This window comes from Mycolicibacterium aubagnense, assembly GCF_010730955.1.
GTDB classification, from domain to species: Bacteria; Actinomycetota; Actinomycetes; order Mycobacteriales; family Mycobacteriaceae; genus Mycobacterium; species Mycobacterium aubagnense.
Genome location: NZ_AP022577.1, coordinates 1,187,719 through 1,203,820, shown reverse-complemented (window position 1 = coordinate 1,203,820; position 16,102 = coordinate 1,187,719). Strand labels below are relative to the sequence as shown.

Here is a 16,102-nt window from a genome sequence, read left to right as displayed (position 1 = left end):
TCTGCAACCGGCGTTCAGGGGAACGCATACCGTACGACCACGGGCGCGTGGTCGGACAGCCGCGCGCCGGGTTCGGGTTCCTTGTCGACGGTCACCGAAACGGCGGTCCGCGCGAGCCGCGGCGTGGCGAGGTGGTGATCGATCCGCCAGCCCACGTCTTTGACGAACGACTCGCCGGCCCAACTCCACCAGGACAGCGGCCCAGGGCGATCGCCGTGCAGCGTCCGGACCACGTCGACGAGCGTGCGCGGCCCAATCTGTGCGTCCAGCCAGGCGCGTTCCTCGGGGAGGAAGCCCTCCATTTTCTGTGCGGGCCGCCAATTGGTCACGTCGTGCGGAAGATGAGCCAGGTTCAGGTCGCCGAGCAGCAGGAACTCGCGGCCGGCCGCGAGCGCCGCCCGGCGGTTCCGGCTCAGTTCACGCGCGAACGCATCGAGGAAGCGCATCTTCCGGTCATACTTGGCGCCGCCGTCAGGGGTGTCGCGCATGGTGCCGGGCCGCTGCAGGTGCGCGGGCAGGCCGCCCTTTGGCAGGTAGAGGCACGCCACCGTAAGCGGACGGTCCGCGAGGTCGACCTCGAGGTACCGTCCCTCGTGCGCATGGGCCCCGAGGCCCCGGGTGCGCGGCGGGTGTGAGGCCCAGGTCCGCACGTCCGCCGGTGCTTCGCGGGTCAGGATCGCGACGCCGTTGCGGCCCGGGATCGAGCCGCAGTCGATTGCCGCGCGATAACCGTCGAACGCGCCGACCTCCTCGGGTGGGCAGCGCAACTCCTGCAGGGCCACCACGTCGAGCCCCCGCCCGGCGAGCCAGGCGTCGAAGCCGCGACGGCGTGCCGCCCGGATCCCGTTGACGTTGAACGTGGCGATGCCCAGCGAAGGGTTTGGAGTGTCAGCCATCGGGTCTACCGAAGCAGAGGCGTCGACGGTCGTTCGGTGACGGACCCGTGGCTACCGGCCCGTCACGCTTCGCGCGCCTGATCTGCGTGCAGCGCTTTGACACGCCGCTGTTCGCGCAACACCTGCTGGTAGCTCTCACGTTCGATGACCAGCCAGTCGGGCAATTCTTCGAGCAGCTGCTCGATCTGTTCGGTGGTCAGTGCCTTCTCGACGCCACCGCGGGCGAGGCCGGCGATCGAGATGCCCAGCTTGGCCGCCACCAGGTTCTTGGGGTGCGGCCCGTTCTTGCGGAGGTCTTTGAGCCACTCCGGCGGGTCGGCCTGCAGCGCGGCGAGCTCGGCGCGGGTGATCGCGTTCTCCTGGAACTCCGCAGGCGTCGCGGGCAAGTACACGTCCAGCTTCTTCGCCGCGGTGGCGGGTTTCATGGACTGTGCGTTGGGCCTGCTCATGGGCATCAGCCTATCGGTAGCCTGACGGCCGTGGCACCGTCCTATTCGACGCTCTCCCTGACTCTCGGCTACGTCCCCGGCGGGACGCCCGCGAAGTGGGCGCGGATTTGGGCCGAGCGCCACCGCGAAGTTCCGTTGATCCTGCACGCCGTCGCTGCGGCGGACGCGGCCGAGGCAGTGCGGTCCGGCACCGTCGACGTGGCACTGCTCCGGCTGCCGGCCGATACGGCGGGGCTGGCCATCATCCCCCTCTATGAGGAGACGACGGTGGCGGTGGTGCCGGCCGATCACCTCCTGACGGCCGTCGACGAGATCGCCGCCGCGGACCTCGACGGTGAGCCGGTTCTCATCCCGCTCGATCACGTCGTCTCGTGGGCGGACGCTCCCGGTATCCCGGTCGACCATCGGCCCGAGACCACCGAAGACGCGATCGAACTCGTCGCCGCTGGGATGGGTGCGCTGATCGTGCCCCAGTCGCTGGCGCGGCTGTATCACCGCAAGGACCTCACCTACCGCCCGATCACCGATGCACCGACGTGCCCCGTGGCCCTGGCCTTCCCGGAGGGACCGCAGCCGGAACTGGTCGATGAGTTCATCGGCATCGTTCGGGGCCGCAAGGCCAGCTCGTCACGTGGCCAAGCCGAGCCGACGCCGAAACGCAGCGCTCGGGAGAAGACTCTCGCGAAGCAGGCCGCTCGGGCAGCGGCGGGCAAGGGCGCCCGGAAGCCGGGTCCGGCCAAGCGCGGCCGACGCTGAGGTAACCCCGACAGGAAGCGTCGTTCACGCTGCGCACCCACCTGGACAGGTCGGGTAGGGAGCGGGTAGCCGCGAAAGCACGCTGATGCGTCTGTGGCCGGGCACCAGTCGTGCCCGGCCACGGTCAGCGGGTCAGGTAGCCCACGCTTGGCGTCCAGCGCTGTCTGACTCGGGGGATTCTCGCCGAGCCTCGCCGGCGGTGCCCGGCGGTGTGGTCCAGGTGTCCACACTCGCTTCCAGGTCCGCCTCGATCTCCCCGAGGATGGTTGGCCGGCGCCGGCTCACAACGGTGAGCCACGCCAAGCCGGCCAGCATGTAGACCAGGAAGTAGTAGGGGAAGTACCGCACCGGTACCGGTGGGAGCGGATAGAAACTGCCGATGGTCGGGACGAGTAGGCAGGCCAACGCGAGAGCCGAAATCGTTATGTTCTTGCCGGTGAGCTGACCGCGCTTGCGCAAGTACACCGGCGCCGCGACAGAGACCATGAAATAGGCCAATAGGAAGCCGAACGCCGCCAATGTTCCGGCGTCTCCGAAGGTGGTCAGCGGATCGGTGAAAATCTGCATCACACAGATGATTCCGAGCACCAGCAGGCTGTAGACGCTGACCGCGATGTGGGGTGTTCGATTCTGCGAGTGAATGCTTCCGACGTGCCGGCTGAGCATTCCGTGCTGTGCCATCGGCAACAGGATGCGTGACCCGGCATTGACACACGACAGCGTGAGCGAATAGAAGCTCAAGATGGCGCCGAGGCAGATCGGTGCCTTGAGGAACCCGACCTGGTAGGCGTCGGACAGTGTCGACAGCGGTGCGTCCAGGTCCGCGAGCTGAAGGTTGTGAGAGCTGGCGCCGATGACTTCGACGTAGCTGACGAACACAAAGAACAGCCCCGCAATCACCAGGCTCCATCGCACTGCGCGCGGAACGTTGTGTAGCGGGTTCTTTGCCTCGCCACCCAATGCAGTGGCGCTCTCGAAGCCGACCAGGCTGAATATGCAGATGACGACGGCAAGGGTGATTCCGCTGACACCCACTCCGTGAAGGTGTAGCTGCTGCGTGTCCACCATGGTGCCGTGTTTCGCCAGCACGGTCAGGCACAGCGCAATGATGAGTGCGGTGGAAAGGCCCTCCAGCACCAGCATGAGGAGCGACGAAATGCGAATGTCCTTATATGCGACCAACCAACACAGTGCGGCGCTGATGCAGAACGCGGCGATTGCCGGAACGTGGAAGGTCGCACCGACCGCGTCGAGGAATTGATTGACAAAGATGGAAAAGCCGGCGAGACCCGCGATCGCGATGAAACCGTACGACCACAGCAACGTCCAACCCGACAACACGCCGCCACGCGGGCCCAAGCCGCGACCGATATAGGCGTACATCGACCCGGGTAGCGCCGACCGGCCGGCGAATACGTTGAGGTTCATCACCACGAAGGACAGCATGATCGTTGCGAAGAGGTATGCCAGCCAGGTTCCGTTGCCGGCGAACGAGAATGCCAGCGGCACAATGAGTACCGCTGTCATGGTGGGTGAGATCAACGCCACCGATTGAGCCAGCAGAGTCGGAAATCCCAACGCCCCGGCGCGCACGCCGGAGACCGACTGGGCGGATCGCAATGTGGCGGGACTGTCAGGCGGTAGATCCGCTGCTATGGCCATGGTTTCAGCTCCTAGAGATCAGAACGCACCGAGGAATCGGGGCGTCTCCGGCTTTGTTGAGTGCGGCACCACAGGCCGCTGACTCAACCGACACTAGAGCTGAGTTGTCTAGTAGACAACACGGAGTTGTCTGAATTTAAGAGCTGGTAATGCGCCGTTACGTCGGTGTCATGCCCGGACGTTCGGGCACCGATTCGGCGGCATCACGGCACACGGCGCACGAGTGGCCTAGTGCTTGATGCGGCTCAACTCGGCGTGGTCGGTGGATGACACCAGTAGTACCTCGGTCACCACGCGCGCGGTCATCCGATGTGGTCGTGCTGCGTCGAAATGCACTGCAGTACCTGGTGAAATCAGATACTGGACGCTGTCGTACTCGAAGTTGAGCTCTCCGCTCACGACGTACAGCCACTCCTCGCCGCGGTGCTGGACCGGAGGGCTGGCCGGCCGCCGCGGCTTGACCCGGACGCGGAGGGCTTCGATCCCTTTCGATCCGAGATATCCACTGCAGACGGCGATTTCGAGTCCTCCGGTCGACTGTCGGGGGACTTCGGCCGGAAATGTCGCAAGTACCGACGGCTCGGTTTCCTCGCCCAGTAACGCGCTGACCCGAACTCCCAAAACTGTTGCCAGATCTACTAATGCGCCGATCGAGGCTTGTCGCTCGCCGGACTCCAGGCGGGACAGATGGGCTTTGGAGAGCCCGCACAGTTCAGAGACCTGATCGAGAGTCAATCCGCGGCTCTCCCGGGCCGACTTGAGTCGCTGGCCGACTGCGTCGAGATCGACTGCCGATGACATGCACCGCAGACTAGTCAATAGTTGTCTGGTAGGCAACGTAGTGCCTACCAGTGTCATTCACGCCGCGGCGAACATGGCCCGAAGCTCGGAGCGGGCGGATTCCTGCAGCGGCTCCTCGTCAACCGTCTGATTCGCGTATGACGCACTGTAGCGCATAAGACACACTGTGTCATTTGGTACTGGGTATTGGTGACCGACCCAAACTGGTGAGCGGGACCCGCCCGTCACGTATGCGAGGGGCTCTGCGCCTTCTTGTACAGCGACTTGAGCAGTAGATCGCGGAAGGCGCGACTGTCCACAGCCCGACGTCCCGCTTCGGCCACTCGCGGGATGCCCGCCAGCTTGTGAAAGAAGCGGCCGCGCCGGTATTCGCGGCCCCACGACGCCTCGATTCGCTGCTGGTAGTTGGTGAAGTCGTCGGGACCGCCGTTCATGAGCGCGGCGACAGCGCATTCGCCTGCGGCCAAACCGGATTCGAGCGCCTTCGAGATGCCCGCGCCGGACGCGGGCTTCCCGGCGCCCAGCGCATCGCCGGCGAACACGACTCCGGGCCGCCACGGCGGCCATGCGGTGAATCCCATGGGCAACCGCCAGGCCCGGACGCTCTTGTTTCGTCGCAACGCGTCGACAGGTGGCAGCTCCCAGTCGCGCGGCAACGTCTGCAGAAAGTCGCCGAGGAATCGAGTTGCGTTGATGGCCTGCCAATTCCGATAGCTGTTGACGTAGCCCAGGCCGATGTTGAAGGTGCCGTTGCCCATGGGGAATACCCAGCCGTAGCCGGGCAACTGGTCGCCGTTGAACTGCAGCTGGAGATGTATGTCCAGGGAATCGGAGTCGGGGCGGTTGGCCGGCATCTCGGCGCGGATCGCGATGGCCGAGTAGCCGTGGTAGTCCGAGTCGATGTGCAGTGCCCGTTTGATCGGGGAGTAGGCGCCGTCGGCGGCGATGACGGCGTCGCCGCGCACGATCTCTCCGCTTTTGAGGACCACGCCGGTGACGCGGCCGTCGTCGCTGCGTTCAGGGCCCGTCACCTCGGCGCCCTGGCGTACTTCGGCGCCCGCAGCAGCGGCGTGCGCGAGCAGCATGGCATCCAACCGCGTCCGACTGACGGTGCAGCCGTGGTCGGGCATCCCGGGCCGGCGCGGGAACGACAGCTCCCATTGGTGCGGGCTGAACACCGTCACCCGATTGATCTGGTGGAACGTCGCGGCCTGTTCCGCGAGGCCCATCTTCTGCAGATAACTGAGCCCGCGCGCGGTCAGTCCGTCGCCACAGGGTTTGTCGCGGGGGAAGGTGGCCTTGTCGAGCACGACGACGCGCGCACCGGTCTGCGCGGCCTGCCAGGCGGCGGCCGATCCCGCCGGACCTCCGCCGACCACGACGATGTCGTACCGCTCAGCCATGTGTTCAGCCCCTTGTCAGGCCGGTACTTTCGGACGAGTCCCGAGCGCGATGCTACGCGCGAACACTGTCGACCCGCTGCGCATGACGAGGCGACCTCCGTTGTGACATTCGCCGCGCCGAGCGGTCTGAGCAGGTCAGATTTGCCCCGACCGGTACAGTGGCGGGGTGCGCAGGCCATCTCTTCCCCGCACCGGCATCCAGGCCGGGGTGAAGGTGCCTGGTGTGCCGGGCGTGAACGTGCCGTCGGTGACCGTGCAGGTGAAGGTCACGCCGCCCAAGGGTGCGCCGGAGAAAGTCGACGCGCGTAGCGAGCGGTGGCGCGAGCACCGGCTGAAGGTCCGCGAGGAGATCGTGGACGCCGCGTTCCGGGCCATCGACCGACTCGGCCCGAACGTCAGCGTGCGGGAGATCGCCGAAGAGGCCGGCACCGCCAAGCCCAAGATCTATCGGCACTTCGCCGACAAGTCCGACATGTTCTCGCAGATCGGCGAGCGCATGCGGGACATGTTGTGGGCGGCCGTCATTCCGTCCATCGACATCGAGAACGATTCGACCGGTCAGATCATCGGCCGCGCTGTCGAGCACTATGTGGACCTGGTGGACCAGCACCCCAACGTGGTGCGCTTCCTGCTACAGGGCCGGTTCGCCGACCAGTCCGCCGCCGCCATGACGACCGTCAACCGGGGCCGCGACATCACGCTGGCCATCGCCGCCATGATCAGCGGTGAGCTCAAGGACATGGACCTGGACTCCAGCATCTTCGAGCTGGCCGCGTTCACGCTGTTCGGCGCGGCGGCCTCGGCGACCGACTGGTGGCTCGGCGGGAGTGACGAGACTCCGCGCCGCCTGCCCCGCGACCAATTCGTCGCGCACATGACGACCATCATGATCGGCGCCATCAACGGCACTGCCAGGCTGCTCGGCATCCGGTTCGATCTGGACCTGCCGGTGCACGACGCGGTGCGCCGCGAAGAATCCGTGGCTGACGTCAGCCATCAGTAGCCTGGTCCGTTGACACCTGGGCGGGCTGACCGGACACTGTGGAATATCCGGTACCGCCGTTCCCAGGAAAGAGCAGGTTCATGACGGTCGAGCAGTCAACTGGAGCGCAGTCCGCCGGCACGGAGGTTCGCACCGAGCCGATCATTACGCGGGCGGTGATCATCGGGTCCGGCTTCTCCGGGCTGGGCATGGGCATCGCGCTGCGCAAGCAAGGCTTCGGTGCACATGACTTCCTGATCCTGGAGAAGGCCGACGAGGTCGGCGGCACCTGGCGCGACAACACCTATCCGGGCTGCGCGTGTGACATCCCGTCGCACATGTACTCGTTCTCCTTCGAGCCGAAGGCGGACTGGACGCACATGTGGTCGTTCCAGCCGGAGATCTTCGACTACCTCAAAGGCGTCACCGACAAGCACAATCTTCGCCGGAACATCCGGTTCAACACGCATGTCGACCGCGCGCACTGGGACGAAGGTGAGCGGCGCTGGCACATCTACGACGACAGCGGCCAGGAGTACGTCGCCCAGTTCCTGATCTCCGGGGCCGGGGGTTTGCACATCCCGTCCATCCCCGAAATCGAAGGCAGCGACGAATTTGCCGGTGCCGCTTTCCATTCCGCGCAGTGGGATCACAGCGTCGACCTCACCGGCAAGCGCGTCGCGGTGATCGGTACCGGTGCCAGCGCCATCCAGATCGTGCCCGCGATCGTCGACCAGGTGGCCGAATTGCACCTGTACCAACGAACGCCCGCATGGGTTATGCCGCGTCCCAACAACGCATTTCCGGAGTGGATGAAGGACACCTTCCGCCGGGTACCGGGTACCCGGGCCCTCATGCGGGACGCCATCTACTGGATTCACGAAGGTGTCGGTTTCGCGATGACCAAGCAACCGCGACTACTCAAAATTGGCGAGCTGCTGGGCAAATGGAACATCAACCGCAGCATCAAAGACCCTGAACTGCGCCGCAAGCTGACCCCGAACTACGTGGCGGGCTGTAAGCGAATCCTGAACTCCGACACCTACTATCGCGGCATCGCCAACCCGAAGACTCAGGTCTTCACCGAGGGCATCGAGCGGATGACCGCGGACGGCATCGTCACCCGCGACGGCGCCCTGCATCCCGTCGACGTGGTGGTGTGGTGCACCGGTTTTCACGTCACCGACTCGTACACCTACGTCGACATCAAGGGCCTCGGGGGAGAGGACCTGGTCGACCGATGGAACCGCGAGGGCATGGCGGCCCACCGCGGCATCACGGTGTCGAACATGCCGAACCTGTTCTTCCTGCTGGGTCCGAACACCGCGCTGGGGCACAACTCGGTGGTGTTCATGATCGAGTCGCAGATCCGCTACGCCGCCCAGGCCATCGCCGCCGCCGACAAAGCAGGCGCGGCCGCGCTCATGCCGAGCCGGCGCGCACAGGACGAGTACAACGCCGAGTTGCAGCAGAATCTGGCCGGCACCGTGTGGAGCACCGGTGGTTGCCACAGCTGGTACATGGACGAGCATGGGGTCAATCGCACGCTGTGGAGTGGCATGACCTGGCAGTACTGGCTCGAGACCCGGAAGTTCCAGTCGACGGAGTACGAATTCATCCGTTGAATCGGCCTCGCCGGCGCGACACGAAAACACAACTTTTAGCGGTGTTCGTCGAAGGTAAACACCAGGGGTAGTGTCTGTGGTGCCGATCCGGCAAACACAGTTCCAGGTGAAATGGGGTCACGGTGTCTGAAGGTATGAAGCTGATCGACCGGGCCTCCGCGATCAACTGGAACCGCGTGCAGGACGAGAAGGACGCGGAGGTCTGGGACCGTCTCACGGGCAACTTCTGGTTGCCGGAGAAGGTGCCGGTATCCAACGACATTCCGTCGTGGGGCACGCTGACCGACAGTGAAAAGCAGCTCACCATGCGCGTTTTCACGGGCCTGACGCTGCTGGACACCATCCAGGGCACCGTCGGCGCCGTCAGCCTGATCCCCGATGCGCTCACCCCGCACGAGCAGGCCGTCTACACCAACATCGCCTTCATGGAGTCGGTGCACGCGAAGAGCTACAGCAACATCTTCTCGACGCTGTGCTCGACCGTCGAGATCGACGAGGCGTTCCGCTGGTCGGAGGAGAACCCCAACCTGCAGCGCAAGGCCGAGATCGTCATGAAGTACTACAAGGGTGACGAGCCGCTGAAGCGCAAGGTGGCCTCGACACTGCTCGAGAGCTTCCTGTTCTACTCCGGCTTCTACCTGCCGATGTACTGGTCCTCGCGGGCCAAGCTCACCAACACCGCCGACATGATCCGGCTGATCATCCGTGACGAAGCGGTGCACGGCTACTACATCGGCTACAAGTACCAGCGCGGTCTGGCCATGGTCGACGAGGCCAAGCGGACCGAGCTCAAGGACTACACGTACGAGCTGTTGTTCGAGCTGTACGACAACGAGGTCGAGTACACGCAGGACCTGTACGACGGCGTCGGCCTCACCGAGGACGTCAAGAAGTTCCTGCGCTACAACGCCAACAAGGCACTGATGAACCTTGGCTACGAGGCACTGTTCCCGCGTGATGAGACCGACGTCAACCCGGCGATCTTGTCGGCGCTCTCCCCGAACGCCGACGAAAACCACGACTTCTTCTCAGGCTCGGGTAGCTCGTACGTGATCGGCAAGGCCGTCAACACCGAAGACTCGGACTGGGATTTCTAAAGACGCAGTTCAGTGCTGTGATCGCGGGGCGTATCGGCTTGCCGAATGCGCCCCGCGACTATTTGATCTGGCGTTAATATTGGTCTTTACACGTCGACAACAGGCGGGCCGGATCATGGCGCTATCGACATCGATCTCACATTTCTTCACTGTCGGCGCGCTGTGCGCGGCGGCGCTGACCATCGGTATCCCGATGGCTTCCGCTGACAACACGATCGAGTGCGCGCCGGGACAAGTGGTCATCGACGGTCAGTGCCACGTGCCCTCGGGCGTGAACAACAACACGGGCAGCACGGGCGGGACGTCAGGCTCGACCACGGGTGGCCACACCAGCCCTGGCAGCCACTCGCACTGAGGTCAGGAGCCGTCGTCAGGTCAGTGTCGGTACCGGCTGGATGGCGAAGCCGAATTTCGTCAGTGGCTCAAGTGATTTGCGCGCCTCGGGGCTCGCCACCGCGAACGTGATGATCGCGGTCTGGTCGCTGACCGCCGACGCGAAGAGGGCCATGAAATTGCGCTGCAGCGCCGAGGTCATATCGCTGTTGGCGGTCCACTGTGTGATCCACAGGCCGTTGGTCAGGCCGGGGTTCACCGCGCTCGCGCAGGTGCCGGCGCGGACCGCGCCCGGCCAGTCGCGGGCCGCGACGGCGGGATCGTCCTGGGTGAAACTATCTGGCGCACATACGGATTTCTGCCAGTCGTTGAGCACTCCGGTGACACCGGCGGACACCGGAGCCGGAGCGGGGGCCGGATCAGGGTCGGCATGCGCGATGCCCGGCAGCAGGGCGATGGCCACGCCGGCACAGGCCAGCTGGGGCAGCGGAGCGCGGCGGCGGGTGGACGTCATGGTCAAGTTTTAATGCGCCACAACGAATGCCGTCAACTTTTTCATCGACGCGTCAATTGGTCCGCTGGTCCGCGCTGGACTCCCGGTCGCCGACGAACGCGCGTAGGGCGGCGTCGCCGGAGCGGATCACGTCGACCCGCTCACCGCCGTCGCACTGGAACAACCCGATGGTCAGTTCGTGCGCGCGGCGGCCGATGATCCGCCAGACACCGCCTGCCAGCTCCCAGCGCTGCAGGATGTCTACCGGATCGTCGGCCACCGGGCGCCCGAATCAGATGGTCGCGGTGTCGATCACAAAGCGGTAGCGCACGTCGCTGGCGATCACGCGCTCGTACGCCTCGTTGACGTACGACGCCTCGATGACCTCGATCTCCGGGGTCACGTCGTGCTCGGCGCAGAAGTCCAGCATCTCCTGGGTCTCCGGAATGCCGCCGATCAGCGAACCGGCCAAGGTGCGACGCATGCCGATCAGCGGGAACACCGGCACTTCGAGCGGCTTCTCGGGCGCGCCGAGCTCGACCAGCGTGCCGTCGGCCCGAAGCAGGTTCAGGTAGGCGCCCATGTTCAGGTTCGCCGACACCGTGTTGATGATCAGGTCGAAGCTGCCGGCCAACGTCCGGAACGTCTCCGGGTCATTGGTGGCGTAGTAGTGGTGCGCGCCCAGGCGCAGGCCGTCTTCCATCTTCTTGAGCGACTGGCTCAACACTGTGACTTCGGCGCCCATGGCGACGGCGAGCTTTACGCCGACGTGGCCCAGGCCGCCGAGGCCGACGATCGCGACCTTCTTGCCCGGCCCGGCGTTCCAGTGCCGCAGCGGCGAGTACAGGGTGATGCCGGCGCAGAGCAGGGGAGCGGCCTTGTCGAGGGGAATGCTGTCCGGGATGCGCAGCACGTAGTTCTCGTCGACCACGATGGCGGTGCTGTAGCCGCCGTAGGTGGGCGTGCCGTCCCGGCCGGTGGCGTTGTACGTGCCGATGTTGCCGCCCTTGCCGGTGCAGTACTGCTGCAGGCCGGCGTGGCAGTTGTCGCACTCGCGGCAGGAGTCGACGAAGCAGCCGACGCCGACGTGGTCGCCGACCTTGTACTTGGTCACCTCGGAGCCGACCGCGGTGACCACGCCGGCGATCTCATGGCCGGGTACGACGGGGTAGTTGGCCGGGCCCCATTCGGACTTGACGGTGTGGATGTCCGAGTGACAGATGCCGGCGAACTTGATGTCGAAAGCCACGTCGTGCGGGCCGACATCACGGCGCTCGATGGTGGTCTTGGTCAGCGGGCTGGTCGCTGAGGTCGCGGCGTAGGCGGAAATGGTCGTGGTCATGCGTGTCAGTCCTCTTCATTCTCGGCTTGCCTAGCGGCGTGTACCTAACGCAAATATTAGCGAAGGTAACGAAATGGGCTATTCGTCAGGCCCTGACCACACTCAACGGCCGCTGGAGCGGAACTAATCCCGGATCCGGCTGTGAATTCCGGCGCTACAGCCCGGACGCGCGGAAACCGGCGTTGAAGCTGACCCGCTCATAGGCGGCCACGCCCGCGTGCACGTAGGGATCGCTGGCGGTGAGCGCGTCGGCGTCCTCGGCCGACATGTCGGAGGCGATCAGTACGGCGCCACCCTGCGACTCCAGCCGGCCGGCGAGCAGGATGCGGCGCTCGTCGACCAGCTTCCCGAGCCATTCCAGATGCGCCGGTCGTGCCTGGTCGACGACGTCGAGGGGCTGGGTATACGTGATGTTCAGTACGTGAAACACGCTACGAGGTTATCCGGGCCGCGCTGGTGACCGTGGACGGACGTCGCGTTCGCAAAAGTGCGCGGCTCACGCCGGCTGATGATCGCCGGTGTGGAGTTCGATGACCTGCCTGGTGCGCTTGCGCAACTCGGGTGTCTCGGCGTCGAGCACACCCAGCACCCGCACGCCGGCATCGGCGACGTGCATGGGCAATTCCGATCGCTGCGGGCCGTGCGGCACCGACCACATGTTGACCAGGGATTCGACCAACCGGAACGGTAGATCGGCGGCCGCTGGATGCACGGCGGTGCGCTCCAGCACTCTTTCGCTCTGCGCCAGGTAATGCAGCCGGAGTCGTTCGCGATCGGACCAGAACGGCTCCAGGCGGTCGGCGCGCACCTCGGGGAGCAAATAGAGTGCCCCCAAATTCCAGTTGCCACTGAGCAATTGGTCTCCGTCGAAGGCCGCCAGGGCGTGCAGGTGTTCAGTCGCGGTCAGTGTCGGGGTCGCGTCCGTCAGTGTGGCGATGAACGCCAGGGTCGGCGTGACAGTCTGGCTCAGCAGAGCACACAGGATGTCGTCCTTTGTCTTGAAATAGTGGTACAGCGAGGCCTGTCTGATACCGACGGAGTCGGCGATGGTTCTCGTCGACGTGCCTGCGTAACCCAACGTGGTGAACAATTCGCTTGCCGCATCGAGTATTTCGTCTCGCGCGGTAACGCCCGGGCGACGCTGAGTGTGTAGCCGAGGTCGTCCGGTGCGGGTGATCGACATCCGTTCATCGTGGTCCATGGCGGCGCCGACGGGTATCGCCACCGGTATCTGTCATCTGACAGAAACATGCGATATCCGGCGGTTACGCACACGACCGAGTTGCTTACATCGTGCTTACTTCGGCGACACCAGACAGGTTCGTCCGGGGGGAAAACTGTCAGTTGACAGGCCAGCGGTTCGCAGACGTACCAAGGCGTGGCGATGACAGTGCAGGAGAGCGCTCATGAGCACCGCTGTATCCGTAGTGGACGCATCGCAGGTGCGCCCCGCGGCATCGCCGAACCCCGACGAGGTGGCAACCGTCGCCGGCTTGCACGTCACCTTCAAGCGCAACGGGCGCGAGGTGCACGCGCTGCGCGGTGTGTCGCTGGGGGTGCTGCCTGGCGAAATCCTGGGACTGGTCGGCGAATCAGGCTCGGGGAAAAGCGTATTGGGATTCGGCATGCTCGGACTGCTCCCGGCGTCTGCCCGAATCGACGGCACCATCTCGGTGGCCGGCTCGGACATGGTGCACGGTGACCCCAAGGCGCTGCGCACAGTGCGGCGGCTCGACCTCGGCGCGGTGTTCCAGGACCCGATGACGTCGCTCAATCCGACGATGCGGATCGGCAAGCAGGTCGCTGAGGCCGCCGGCAGCTCTGATGAGGCGCTACGTCTGCTGACCGCAGTGGGGATACCCGAACCGGCCCGCCGGATGCGTGCCTACCCGCACGAGCTTTCGGGGGGTCTGCGGCAGCGGGTGATGATCGCCATCGCGATCGCAGGCAACCCGGACCTCATCATCGCCGACGAACCGACGACGGCACTCGATGTCACCGTGCAAGCGCAGGTACTCCGTCTGCTGCAGCGGCTGCGCGACGAAATCGGTTGCAGCATCGTATTCATCACTCACGACCTCGGGGTGGCGGCGCAGATATCCGACCGCATCGCGGTGCTCTATGCCGGCCGTATCGCCGAGGTCGGCCCCACCGCAGAGGTCCTCGGCGCGCCCGCCCACCCGTATACCCGCGGACTGCTGCGTTCACGGCTGACACTGCAGACCGCCCGGGACGAACGGCTTGCCGCGATGCCGGGCGCGGTACCCAGTGCGCTGTCGCCCTTGCCCGGATGCGCCTTCGCGCCGCGCTGTGGGCAGGTCACCGACGACTGCGTGGCATCACCGCCCGAGCCGGTTTCCGTCGGCGCCGGACGAGTCAGCGCCTGTCTGCTGACACCGGAGCAGCTGGCAGTCGATCGTGAGCCAGACGCCGTCGATGTGCCGGAACCCATTGTGGCGCAGGCGATCAGTCCGGTCACTGCCGAGCTGCCCGCGGCCGTCACGGTGACCGACGTGACCAAGACGTTTGCCGTCGCGCAGCGCGGCAAGTTGCACGCACTGCGCGGCGTGCGGCTGCAGGTGGGGCACGGCGAATCGGTGGCGCTGGTGGGGGAGAGCGGTTCGGGAAAGTCCACCCTGTTGCGCGTGATCGCCGGTCTGGAGAAGGCGACCACGGGCAGTGTGGAGGTGTCTGGCGAGCAACGGCCGCAGATGGTGTTCCAGGACGCGGGTGCCTCGCTCACCCCGTGGCTCTCGGTTGGCGAGTTGATCGGCGAGCGATTGCGCGGCGCGAAACTCTCTCGCGCCGCCAGACGCGAGGCCGTCATCGAGGTGCTTCACCGAGTCGGGCTGCCCGCAGAGGTGGCGAAATCGCGTGCCGGTCAACTTTCCGGTGGTCAGCGCCAACGGGTATCGCTGGCTCGTGCGACCGTCGTCCCGCCCGCGGTGCTGTTGTGCGACGAGCCGACCAGCGCGCTGGACGTGTCACTGGCCGCCTCGGTGCTCAACCTGATCGGCGACCTGCGCCGCAGTCTGGATATGTCGGTGGTCTTCGTGACGCACGACCTGTCGGTCGCCCGCGTGGTGGCCGATCGCATCGCCGTGATGTACCTGGGCCGCATCGTGGAAATCGGCCCGGCCGAGCAGGTCATCGGAGATCCGACGCATCCGTACACCCGCGCGCTGGTCGATGCGATTCCCGACCTGGGACGCGAATCACGCGTACTACCAGGCGAACCCGCGAGCCCGTTGTCGCCGCCGACGGGGTGCGCGTTCCATCCGCGGTGCCCGATCGCGGTCGACGCGTGCAGCGGCGACGAACTCGATGTCCGACTGGTGGGGAATGCCGGTGGCGCGCACCAGGTGGCCTGTATCGAAAAGAAGGTGCCCTGATGGCTGTAGCGCTCTCCGCTCCGAGCCTGGTCCGCGGCCGGGTGAGACTGGCCCTGCCGCAGTCCCGCTCGGCGGTCGTCAACTGGGTCGGATTCTCTCTGGTGATCGTGTTGACCCTCGCCGTCATCGCCGTGCCGCTGCTGGCTCCGCACGACCCGCTGATACCGGTCGGGATGCCCCTGCAAGCGCCGGGCGACCACGGATTCCTGCTCGGCACCGACAGTGTCGGACGCGACATCCTTTCGCGGGTGCTCTACGGCGCGCGGTCGAGTTGGCTGGCGGCGCTGGCGGTGGTGGCGCTGGGACTGCTGATCGGCGGGTTCGTGGGCTTGGTCGCCGGTGCGACGGGCGGCCTGATCGACTCGACGCTGATGCGCATCACCGACGGCTTCCTGTCCCTGCCCGCACCGGTACTGGCGATCGCGGTGGTGGCCGCGATGGGACCGAGTTTCCTGCATACGCTCATCGCCGTCTCGGTCGTGTGGTGGCCGTTCTACGCCCGGCTGGTGCGTGGAGAGGTGGCGCGGCTGGCGGCACGTCCACACGTCGAGGCCGCAAAGCTGGCCGGTGTCAGCCGATTCCGGCTCGCCGGACGGCACCTGTTGCCGGGCGCTGTGCCCAACGCGCTGGTCGCCGCCAGCCTCGACATCGGCACCCTGATCCTCACCCTGGCCGGTCTGTCCTTTCTCGGGCTCGGCCAAGCCGCGCCCGCGCCGGAGCTCGGTGCCGACTCCGCGCGCAACCTGAGTTATTTCCTGCAGCAGTGGTGGATTCCGGTGATGCCGGGGCTGGGTGTGCTGGTGCTGGCCCTGGTCGCCAACATCTCCGGTGACTGCTTGCGCAATGTGATGAAGACGACCGCCTGATGACG

The 16,102-nt window shown here is 65.7% G+C and carries 17 protein-coding genes; 7 read left to right on the top strand and 10 right to left on the bottom strand.

All coding sequences use genetic code 11. The features are described 5' to 3' along the window. Positions 1-14: 14 nt before the first annotated feature. A complete protein-coding gene (locus G6N59_RS05945) occupies positions 15-896 on the bottom strand; it encodes an exodeoxyribonuclease III (RefSeq protein WP_138231236.1) in 882 nt (293 codons plus the stop codon). Between the two features lie 62 nt (positions 897-958). Next, positions 959-1,345: a DUF5997 family protein gene (locus G6N59_RS05940; RefSeq protein WP_138231235.1), complete on the bottom strand. Its 387-nt coding sequence runs from the start codon at positions 1,343-1,345 to the stop codon at positions 959-961. Positions 1,346-1,375: 30 nt separating this feature from the next. Here G6N59_RS05940 and G6N59_RS05935 point away from each other — a divergent pair, with 30 nt between their 5' ends. Continuing rightward, a complete protein-coding gene (locus G6N59_RS05935) occupies positions 1,376-2,101 on the top strand; it encodes a LysR family substrate-binding domain-containing protein (RefSeq protein ID WP_170212412.1) in 726 nt (241 codons plus the stop codon). 132 nt (positions 2,102-2,233) lie between these two features. On the opposite strand, the gene G6N59_RS05930 is transcribed toward G6N59_RS05935, so the two are convergent. From G6N59_RS05930 to G6N59_RS05920, 3 genes are all read right to left on the bottom strand, one after another. Further along, positions 2,234-3,763: an APC family permease gene (locus tag G6N59_RS05930; RefSeq protein WP_138231234.1), complete on the bottom strand. Its 1,530-nt coding sequence runs from the start codon at positions 3,761-3,763 to the stop codon at positions 2,234-2,236. 228 nt (positions 3,764-3,991) lie between these two features. Then, the gene (locus G6N59_RS05925; protein WP_163911007.1) at positions 3,992-4,564 is read right to left on the bottom strand and encodes a helix-turn-helix domain-containing protein; all 573 of its coding nucleotides are present in this window, start codon (positions 4,562-4,564) and stop codon (positions 3,992-3,994) included. Positions 4,565-4,788: 224 nt separating this feature from the next. After that, positions 4,789-5,967 (bottom strand): NAD(P)/FAD-dependent oxidoreductase, encoded by a 1,179-nt coding sequence (locus G6N59_RS05920; protein WP_138231232.1) that lies wholly within the window; start codon positions 5,965-5,967, stop codon positions 4,789-4,791. Positions 5,968-6,220: 253 nt separating this feature from the next. On the opposite strand from G6N59_RS05920, the gene G6N59_RS05915 reads away from it, so the two are divergent. The 4 genes from G6N59_RS05915 to G6N59_RS05900 all read left to right on the top strand — a co-directional run bounded on the left by G6N59_RS05915 (position 6,221) and on the right by G6N59_RS05900 (position 10,026). Then, a complete protein-coding gene (locus G6N59_RS05915) occupies positions 6,221-6,970 on the top strand; it encodes a TetR/AcrR family transcriptional regulator (RefSeq protein WP_138231404.1) in 750 nt (249 codons plus the stop codon). Positions 6,971-7,050: 80 nt separating this feature from the next. Next, positions 7,051-8,574: a flavin-containing monooxygenase gene (locus tag G6N59_RS05910; protein WP_138231231.1), complete on the top strand. Its 1,524-nt coding sequence runs from the start codon at positions 7,051-7,053 to the stop codon at positions 8,572-8,574. A gap of 134 nt (positions 8,575-8,708) precedes the next feature. Further along, the gene (gene nrdF / locus G6N59_RS05905; protein WP_138231230.1) at positions 8,709-9,671 is read left to right on the top strand and encodes a class 1b ribonucleoside-diphosphate reductase subunit beta; all 963 of its coding nucleotides are present in this window, start codon (positions 8,709-8,711) and stop codon (positions 9,669-9,671) included. A 115-nt stretch (positions 9,672-9,786) separates the two neighbouring features. Then, complete coding sequence (locus tag G6N59_RS05900; RefSeq protein ID WP_138231229.1) at positions 9,787-10,026, top strand: hypothetical protein; 240 nt, start codon at positions 9,787-9,789, stop codon at positions 10,024-10,026. A 15-nt stretch (positions 10,027-10,041) separates the two neighbouring features. Here the strand turns inward: G6N59_RS05900 and G6N59_RS05895 are convergent, their stop codons facing one another. The 5 genes from G6N59_RS05895 to G6N59_RS05875 form a co-directional block, all read right to left on the bottom strand. Further along, the gene (locus G6N59_RS05895) at positions 10,042-10,518 is read right to left on the bottom strand and encodes a hypothetical protein (RefSeq protein ID WP_138231228.1); all 477 of its coding nucleotides are present in this window, start codon (positions 10,516-10,518) and stop codon (positions 10,042-10,044) included. A 52-nt stretch (positions 10,519-10,570) separates the two neighbouring features. Continuing rightward, the gene (locus G6N59_RS05890; RefSeq protein WP_138231227.1) at positions 10,571-10,777 is read right to left on the bottom strand and encodes a hypothetical protein; all 207 of its coding nucleotides are present in this window, start codon (positions 10,775-10,777) and stop codon (positions 10,571-10,573) included. A 12-nt stretch (positions 10,778-10,789) separates the two neighbouring features. Next, the gene (locus G6N59_RS05885) at positions 10,790-11,839 is read right to left on the bottom strand and encodes an NAD(P)-dependent alcohol dehydrogenase (RefSeq protein WP_138231226.1); all 1,050 of its coding nucleotides are present in this window, start codon (positions 11,837-11,839) and stop codon (positions 10,790-10,792) included. A 154-nt stretch (positions 11,840-11,993) separates the two neighbouring features. Further along, on the bottom strand, positions 11,994-12,269 hold the full coding sequence (locus G6N59_RS05880) for a YciI family protein (protein WP_138231225.1): 276 nt from the start codon (positions 12,267-12,269) through the stop codon (positions 11,994-11,996). A gap of 66 nt (positions 12,270-12,335) precedes the next feature. Then, entirely contained in the window at positions 12,336-13,022 is a 687-nt protein-coding gene (locus G6N59_RS05875; RefSeq protein WP_138231403.1) for a TetR/AcrR family transcriptional regulator, read from the bottom strand. Positions 13,023-13,245: 223 nt separating this feature from the next. On the opposite strand from G6N59_RS05875, the gene G6N59_RS05870 reads away from it, so the two are divergent. Further along, positions 13,246-15,231 (top strand): dipeptide ABC transporter ATP-binding protein, encoded by a 1,986-nt coding sequence (locus G6N59_RS05870; RefSeq protein ID WP_138231224.1) that lies wholly within the window; start codon positions 13,246-13,248, stop codon positions 15,229-15,231. Then, positions 15,231-16,097 carry an ABC transporter permease gene (locus G6N59_RS05865; protein WP_138231223.1) on the top strand — a complete coding sequence of 289 codons (867 nt, stop codon included), beginning with the start codon at positions 15,231-15,233 and terminating at the stop codon, positions 16,095-16,097. Before G6N59_RS05870 ends, G6N59_RS05865 begins: the two co-directional genes overlap by 1 nt. Positions 16,098-16,102: the final 5 nt, after the last annotated feature.